This window comes from Paenibacillus sp. A3 (genome assembly GCF_001399685.1).
Taxonomy (GTDB): domain Bacteria; phylum Bacillota; class Bacilli; order Paenibacillales; family NBRC-103111; genus Paenibacillus_G.
The window spans coordinates 1-8,909 of sequence record NZ_JTHN01000188.1 but is presented as its reverse complement, the minus strand read 5'-3'; the positions used below and the strand labels follow the sequence as shown (position 1 = coordinate 8,909).

General features: G+C 51.7%; 5 protein-coding genes and 2 rRNA genes. All 7 read left to right on the top strand.

What is annotated here, in order from left to right:
* A 23S ribosomal RNA gene (locus QJ48_RS26120) occupies positions 1-187 on the top strand; the annotation flags it as partial.
* A 263-nt stretch (positions 188-450) separates the two neighbouring features.
* Positions 451-567: ribosomal RNA gene (gene rrf, locus QJ48_RS26115) — 5S ribosomal RNA — on the top strand.
* Between the two features lie 173 nt (positions 568-740).
* Positions 741-4,343, top strand: coding sequence for a family 10 glycosylhydrolase (locus QJ48_RS26110; protein ID WP_054976333.1), 3,603 nt, complete (start codon positions 741-743; stop codon positions 4,341-4,343).
* A gap of 560 nt (positions 4,344-4,903) precedes the next feature.
* Complete coding sequence (locus tag QJ48_RS26105; RefSeq protein WP_054976332.1) at positions 4,904-5,701, top strand: tyrosine-protein phosphatase; 798 nt, start codon at positions 4,904-4,906, stop codon at positions 5,699-5,701.
* A 54-nt stretch (positions 5,702-5,755) separates the two neighbouring features.
* The gene (locus QJ48_RS26100; RefSeq protein WP_193394502.1) at positions 5,756-6,511 is read left to right on the top strand and encodes a YveK family protein; all 756 of its coding nucleotides are present in this window, start codon (positions 5,756-5,758) and stop codon (positions 6,509-6,511) included.
* Entirely contained in the window at positions 6,495-7,175 is a 681-nt protein-coding gene (locus tag QJ48_RS26095) for a CpsD/CapB family tyrosine-protein kinase (RefSeq protein WP_054976330.1), read from the top strand. The genes QJ48_RS26100 and QJ48_RS26095 overlap by 17 nt, the downstream gene beginning before the upstream one ends.
* Before the next feature lie 20 nt (positions 7,176-7,195).
* Positions 7,196-8,909: nucleoside-diphosphate sugar epimerase/dehydratase (locus QJ48_RS26090; RefSeq protein WP_054976329.1), on the top strand; the 1,714-nt coding region annotated here is incomplete at its 3' end.

The following is an 8,909-nucleotide window of genomic DNA, read 5'->3' as shown; positions in this document are numbered from 1 at the left end:
AGGAGCACGGCTGGATAGCCAAGTACGGAAGGGATAAGCGCTGAAAGCATCTAAGCGTGAAGCCCCCCTCAAGATGAGATTTCCCAGTATGTAAGACCCCTTGTAGACGACGAGGTTGATAGGTTCGGGGTGGAAGCACGGCAACGTGTGCAGCTGACGAATACTAATCGGTCGAGGGCTTATCCAATAAGACTTCCGAAGATCCCTTCGGAAGCGACTAAGGTTTGGTTACCAGTGAAGATATATCTTTTAGGAGCGACTTTTGACGCAGTCAACGGAGCGAGAAAAGATATATCGGAACGCTTTGTTTCGATCCAGTTTTCAGGGCGCAAATCCTGAGCTGCACATCCTTTCTAAGGATGGATATTTTCTCGCAGCAATTTTTCGGAGCAGTAACGCTTCGAAAAATCCAAGCTTCCGTAGCGAGTTTCGCTGCGCGAAACTTTTAGGTTTGGTGATGATGGCGGAAGGGAACCACGCGTACCCATCCCGAACACGACCGTTAAGCCTTCCAGCGCCGATGGTACTTGGACCGCAGGGTCCTGGGAGAGTAGGACGTCGCCAAGCACAGAAGAAGAACCTCAACTGGGGTTCTTTTTTTGTGTTTTTTTTTAACTGTAGCAGAAGATTATCTTTAACGCGTACATAGCATGGGAAGAGAGGGATACAGAGCTGACCGAAAAAGAAACTCGGCAATAGCAAGGAATAACGATTCATTATCAGGCTGCGGAGGGGATTCGATGGAAAGCAAAAGTTTTTTTATAAGCAAAAATGGAATCGCTTTCATTATCGTTTTATTGCTTATTAATATGATGTTTCCTGCGGCACATGGAGATAATAACTTTGCTTACGCGGAAGAGAAAAACGAAGCTACGTCTCTGACGACCACCTCCTCCGTATCGATCGAGGACTTCGAGAACGGGGCAAACCTTTATGCCTCTTCGGTCAGGGCAAATGCGGTTATCTTGACGATGTCCGGGAGACCGGGTCCTGTAAGAAACGGATACCGCTCCGGGGCGCTTGCTTATGATTTTGCCGGGACGATTGGCACCTCTGCGGCCTATATTAATTTTAAGGACGCCGATGGCTCTGGAGGACGTACATTGGAAGGTTCCCCACAAAAGTTCGGCATGTGGGTATACGGGGACGGAAACAATCACTGGCTGCGGGCTCAGCTCCAGGATGCTACCGGCAAAAAGACGACAACCGATTTTACGGGAAGCGGCGGGTTGAGCTGGACAGGCTGGAAATACGTCACGGCATCCGTCCCTGCGGGGATGCAGCCGCCCATGAAGCTAACCCAAATCTATATCGTCGAAACCAATGACAATAATAAAAACGGGGGCACCTTGTATTTTGACCGGCTAAGCGCTTTTTATGCCGATTTAAGTTTGTATGCGCTGGATTTTCGCGGTCTGGCGCCGATGAAAAGCGGTGATACCTTGCAGGCTAAGGTGTACGGAACGTATAGCGGGAGTCCGGAGCCGATTGAAGTTACGGGTGGAGTCGTCTATGCGAGCAGCGATCCAACCATAGCGACGATCGACGAGTCCGGTCTGGTCAAGGCGCTGCAGCCCGGGACGACGACGATCTCGGCCACGACGGCAAGTGCGCCGCAGGCTCTGTTCTCCTTGACGGTGACGGCGGAGGCTCCGATGCCGCGAAGCATTGAGCTATCGGCATCCGGCACGCTGACGGTGGGGGATAGCGATACGGTTAAAGTATTTGCTGCGTATCCTTCCAATAGCGAGCCTATAGAGATCGTCAGCGGCATTTCCTACCAAAGCAGCAATCCTGAGGTCGCAGCAATCGACACGACCGGGAAGCTCAAGGCGATGAAGGACGGGGAAACCGTCATTACGGCAAGCTTCGGCGGCCAGACCTCAAGCTATACGCTTACGGTTAAAAAGCCGGTACCGGTTTTGCAAAAAATCGAGCTGGCCGAAATCAAGGCCATGAATGTAGGACAAACGCAGCAAGCCAAAGTAAGCGCTACCTATTCATTGATGAATGAGCCGGTCGACGTTACAGGAAGTTCGGCCTATAAGAGCAGCAATCCCGAGGTAGCGCGGGTTGATTCGAACGGTACCGTAACGGCATTGAAAGTAGGAGCCACGCGAATTACGGCCAGCTACGGGGGGAAATCCAGCGATAAAATGCTTGTCGTCAACCAACCGACCGCGATGCCGAAACGGGAGCTGAGAGCCGCTTGGATTGCCTCGGTGGAAAATATCGACTGGCCGAAAAAGGGAGTCGTGACGCCCGAGGAGCAGAAGCGTGATTTTGCCCGGATGCTGGATGAGCTTCAAGCCCTCGGAATGAACGCCGTGATCGTGCAGGTGAAGCCGACGGCTGATGCGTTCTATCCGTCGAAATACGGGCCATGGTCGGAGTGGCTGACCGGCGTTCAAGGCAAAGATCCCGGGTACGATCCATTGGCTTTTATGGTCGAGGAAGCTCATAAGCGGAACTTGGAGTTTCATGCCTGGTTCAATCCTTACCGGGTCAGCATGCAGGACCGGATCGATAAGCTCGTGGCGGACCATCCGGCCCGGCAGCATCCGGATTGGGTTGTGGCCTACGGGGGAAGGCTGCTGTATAATCCCGGGATTCCGGCGGTGAAAGATTTTGTCATCGGAAGCGTGCTTGAGGTGGTGAAAAACTACGACATTGACGGAGTTCATATGGATGACTATTTTTATCCATATCCTGCAGCCGGCGTCGATTTTCCCGATGAAGACACATATCGGCAATATGGCGAAGGATTCGGCAATAAGGCCGATTGGCGGAGAAACAATGTCAATGGACTTGTTCAGCAGTTGAACTCGGCAATCCACCGTGAAAAAAGTCATGTCAAATTCGGCATCAGTCCTTTTGGAATATGGAGAAACAAAGCGGATGACCCTACGGGCTCGGACACGAACGGCCTGCGGAATTATGACGATTTGTACGCGGACACGAGAACTTGGATACAGCAAGGCTGGCTGGACTACATTACTCCGCAAATTTACTGGAACTTCGGTTATTCGCCGGCCGCATACGAGAAGCTGATCGATTGGTGGACCAAGGAAACGCAAGGGAAGAACGTTCACCTGTACATCGGGCAGGCGCCATACCGGATCGGCTCGGCGGACCCGGCATGGCAGAAGCCGGACGAACTGCCTAACCAGCTTGTCTTTAACCGAAACTTTGAAACGATCCGCGGCAGTATGTTTTTCTCGGCCAAAGATTTGCTTGCCAATCCGCTCGGGTTCGGAAACCGCCTGAAGCAAGACTTGTACTCGCATCGGGCGCTCATACCCGCTATGCCTTGGCTGGATGCGCAAGCGCCTGCGGCGCCGGTTCTGCAAGCTGCGGTACGCCAGGAGGGCGGAGTGGAGCTGACCTGGGAAGGCAGCGGTTCTCAGGATGAGACCTATTATGTGGTTTACCGCTTCGAGGGGGAAGAGGTCCCTGTCCCTGGAGTAGATCATCCCGAAGCGATTGTCGCCTCGGTACGCAAAGCTGGAAATGATGCCGTGCAGAAGCTTGTAGATCCGATAGCGGCAGACGGAAAGACATACACTTACGTGGTGACAGCCAGCGACCGATTGCATAACGAAAGCGCAGCGAGCAATAAAATAACAGTGGCCAACGAGACGGACCGGGAAGCCCCTGTCACGACGGCGACGCTGGAAGGGGAGCGGCGGGGCGGCTGGTTTGTATCCGACGTGACGCTAAAGCTTGCGGCGGCAGACGAGCAGTCGGGTATCGAACGGACGGAATACAGCCTGAACGGCGGAAGCCAGTGGCAGCTATACCGGGACCCGTTGCTCATAAAAAAGGAAGGAGCGCACACGATATTGTTCCGTTCAACCGATAAAGCAGGCAATACGGAACCGTCGCAATCGGTTGTCATCTCCATCGACAAAACGCCGCCGGTAGTACAGTGGACCGGTGCAGGCGAGTACACGGTCGATCAACGGGTATTGGTTGTTTGTTCGGCCACGGATACGGTATCCGGCGTCGTGTACAGCTCTTGCGGCGGTCCGCTGATCGATCAGCCGGGATATAAACTCCCGCTTGGCACAGGCACCGTGACGGCCACGGCTCAGGATCAAGCGGGCCATACGACGGTCACCACCGCAACGTATACGGTACAGGTTACCTATGGGAGTCTTGCGAACGTGACGCGCCAGTTGGTGACAGGACCGGGCGGCCACGGCGTAGTTAATTCGTTGGTGAAAAAGCTGGAGCATAAGCAAATTCACGCCTATATCCATGAAGTTTCGGCATTAAGAGGAAAGAAAATCCCGGCAGAGCTCGGGGATTTGCTTATTCGTTTGGCGCAAGCTTTAAACTGAAAATCGAGGGCATCCGGCATTCAAGAGCTGGGTGCCTTTCCTATTTCTGGGTCTTAGGGGGAAGCAAAAAATGTGTTCAATGACCCAGACATAGTTCGTTTTGCAGGGAGGAGTGAGCGGGCTTAGTTTTTTCCAATTTGCCCAAGCTATTGGGTGTTTTTACCTGAAGTCAATCCAAAGTCCCAAAATCGACCAAATTTTGTATTCCAAATATACCCAAACGGGGTGAATTCATATTTTTTTAAAAATCCTCGTGAGCCCTTTTAATGAAAGAGCTTTTCTCCATTTTCATGAAAAACAAAAACGCTTTCATTCTTTAAAAAACTATGAATGTAAATTTATGTATATATTTAATAAAGTTTATGCAATACGTTACATTTAATGGGTGAAACCTTTCGTAAATTGTATCTTTTATTACATTAAGAACCTGTTAAATCCTATATCCATAATTGAAAAATAATCATTTTTAACTAATCAAATACACAACTCTGTTCCCTCATCGTTCGCTTTGAAAATGTGCCATAATTTACATAGCCGGTATAAGCAGGAGGAAGCAGACATTGATCGACATACATAGTCACGTTCTTCATGGTTTGGATGATGGTCCTGCCAGCCTGGAGCAGTCGCTTGAGCTCGCTCGCCTGGCCGTTCAGGAAGGGATATCGACGATCGTCGCCACGCCTCATCATCGAAAGGGCAGCTATTGTAATCCTGCACAAACTGTCGAAACGGCGGTGTCGTTGTTTCAGGAACAGCTCTTACGGCACCAGATCCCTTTAACGATTTGCAGCGGTCAAGAGATTCATACTCACCCGCAGTGGCTAGAAGATTTTTATGGCAATCAATTGTTGACTCTGAACGGGTCATCCTACATCTTGATCGAATTCCCGTCGTCCAAGCTTCCCGAACGGGTCGAGGAGATCCTTCACGAGCTTTCGATCCGCAACCTGACGGCGGTCATCGCCCATCCGGAACGCAATAAGGAAATCGCGGAGCAGCCGGACAAGCTGCTGAAGCTGGTCGAGTACGGCGCTCTGGCGCAAGTGACTTCCCATTCCATAACGGGTTATTTCGGACCTCAGGTCCGCTCGGTTGCTTTAGAGCTATGCCGAAGAAATCTGGTGCATTTTATCGCGTCGGATGCGCATGATGCCGTTCGCCGCCCGTTTCATTTGCAGCGGGCCTATGGCATCGTGAATGAAAAGCTCGGAGGTGATTATGTGAAGTATTACCAGCATAATGCGGAATCTTTGCTCAACGACCGGAGCTTTGAGATTTGGAGGCCGGTTCCGAAAGTTCGCAAGAGCTTGTTCTTTACCCAACTACCAAGTTTTTTTAGGAGGAATCGTTCGTTATAAAGAACAACCGGGAAAATTACATCAAACGAAAGCGAGGCTATCTATAACGTGACCATGGATTTCGATTTAAAAGCGGTGATGAGTGTATTGCGCAAACGTCTATGGCTGATTGTTCTCATCGTCGCGATTAGTTGTACGGCTGCCGGAATCGTGAGCTATTTTTTCATGAAGCCCGTGTATGAAGCTTCGACGAAGCTGATTATTAACTCATCGCCCGATCAAGCCGGTGTTGTGAAATTGGACTTAAATTCCGTCAATACGAATATTTCGCTCGTCACGACTTACAAGGAAATTATTAAGACCCCGGCCATTATGGACATTGTGGCGAAGGAGCATCCCGAATTCGGCATGACCTCCGAGCAGTTGATTAACAAGATCAAGCTGAGCTCGGTGAACGAGACCCAGGTGCTCACCATCTCGATTCAGGATTCGTCCTACGAGAAGGCAGCCCATATTGTCAATGCCGTGTTCCAAGTGTTTCAAAGCCAAATTCCGAAAATCATGAAGGTCGACAATGTGATTTTGTTGAACCAAGCCGATCCGGTCAAACAGCCCCGTCCCATTAAACCGGACCCGTTATTGAATATCGCGCTCGGTTTTCTTGCTTCGCTTATGCTTTCCGTCGGGCTAGCCTTTTTGCTGGAATATATGGACGATACGATTAAAACGGAAGCGGACGTCCAACGCTATCTGGGCCTGCCGACGCTCGCTTTAATTACCCAAATCGACGAACAGGATCTGGAAACGAACAAAGGGTCCTTATCCTCCGAGCGAAAGGTCGGTGAACTATCGAATGTCCAGATCCGATAAGCGGCGTCCCGTCATTGCGCACAGCCATCCCAAATCGCCCATATCCGAATCCTACCGGACGCTGCGCACGAATATCCAGTTTTCATCCGTCGACCGGCTGTACCGGACGTTAATGGTGACTTCTTCCAGTCCAATGGAGGGGAAATCGACGACAATCAATAATCTGGCTGTCGTATACGCCCAATCGAATAAGAAGGTGCTGCTGATCGATGCCGACCTGCGCAAGCCGACGGCGCATCATACGTTCCATCTATCCAACCGGTACGGACTGACGGATATGCTTACCTCTCAATGTACGCTGGACATGGCGGTCAAGGAAACTGATATTCCGAATCTGGAGGTGATGACCTCGGGTTCTATTCCGCCTAATCCGTCGGAGATTCTCGCTTCGCAAAAAATGACCGGACTGCTGGAAGAACTAAAACGGCAATATGACATCGTCCTGCTCGATACCCCTCCGGTGCTTGCGGTAACCGACTCGCAAATTATTGCGGCCAAGTGCGACGGCGTTATTCTCGTAATCGATTCCGGCAAAATCAAACGGGACATGGCGCAGAAAGCGAAAAACTCGCTGGAGCTAGTGCAGGCCAACCTTCTGGGTGTCGTGCTGAACCGAATCTCCCGGCCATCCGGCAATGCCTATTATTACTATGGCAACGAATAAAACCTGTAGGAGGAAGAACGATGAATTATTCCAAAAGAACGGGAATTTTGGTCGCAATCGATCTCGGTATGGTATGGCTCAGCGTCTACTTTGCCTTTTACTTCTCGTATAAAAGCTCTATTCCGGCCGATCAGATGCAGCTGTGGCTGCTGTATGGGGCGATATCTTCCATCGTCAGCACGGCGTTTATGTTTCTCTTCAAGCTGTATAACCGGATCTGGCAGTATGCGAGTATCGGTGAGCTGATTTCGATGACGAAAACGGTGGCGGTCAGCAGTCTGGTGTCTTACTTGGCAACGAATGCGATCTCGGCCCAGCCGGTTTCGTTCACGATCGCCTTGCATACCGCCGAAACGATGCTGCTGCTGCTCGGCGGAAGCCGATTCGTGTGGAGAGTGTTCTGCGACAAGTTCGGCGGCAAGCGGCAGGCGCATGGGGCCGACGAACCGAAGAAGGCGCTCATCGTCGGAGCGGGAAGCTGCGGAACGCTGTTTGCCAAGGAGCTGAAGAGCAACGAGAATTACGACACGATGCCGTTTGCGTTCGTCGATGACGATCCTTATAAGCAAAAGCTTCAAGTGTACGGTCTCCCAGTACTGGGCGGCCGTGAACAGATTCCGGCGATTGTCGAAAAGCACGGCATCGACGAAGTGATTATTGCGATGCCTTCGGTGTCCAAGACGCAAATTACCGACATTATTAACATTTGTAAGCAAACGAAAGCCCGCCTGAAAATTATTCCTCATCTGCAGGAGATTATTGCAGGCAAAACCACTTTAAACCAAGTGCGCGACGTGCAGGTGGAGGACTTGCTCGGAAGAGATCCGATCAAGACGGATTTGGACGGCATCGCCAATTACGTGGAAGATAAGATCGTCCTCGTTACGGGCGCCGGCGGCTCGATCGGCTCGGAGCTGTGCCGGCAGATCGCTCCTTTCCGTCCCCGGAAGCTGCTGCTGCTGGGACATGGCGAAAACAGCATTTATACGATTGAGATGGAGATGCGCCGGCTTGCGCCGGAGCTCGAATTGGAGACGGTCATTGCCGATGTGCAGGACCGGACGAGGCTGGAGGAGATGTTCAGCCATTATCGCCCGCAGGTTGTTTTCCATGCGGCAGCTCATAAGCATGTGCCGTTGATGGAGCGGAATCCTTCTGAGGCGGTCAAGAATAACGTATTCGGCACGAAAAATGTCGCCGAGTGCGCCGATCTGTTCCAAGCGGAGCGGTTCGTCTTAATCTCCACGGACAAGGCGGTGAATCCGACGAGCGTGATGGGGACGACGAAGCGGATCGCCGAGATGTTCATTCAAAGCTTGGACAAGCAGAGCCAAACGAAGTTCGTCGCCGTCCGCTTCGGCAACGTGCTGGGCTCCCGGGGCAGCGTCATTCCCCGGTTTAAGGAGCAGATTCAGCGAGGCGGTCCGGTGACGGTAACCCATCCGGAGATGGTGCGCTACTTCATGACGATTCCCGAGGCAGTTCAGCTTGTCATTCAGGCGGGCGCTTTTGCCAAGGGCGGCGAAGTGTTCATTCTGGATATGGGCGCGCCCGTGAAGATTTACGATCTGGCGGCCGACTTGATCCGCTTGTCCGGTTTCGAGCCAAATATCGACATCAACATCGAATTTACGGGCATGCGGGAAGGCGAGAAACTGTACGAGGAACTGTTAACGAACGAAGAAGGCATTTCCTCGACGATGCATGACCGGATCTTCATCGGCAAGCCGATGA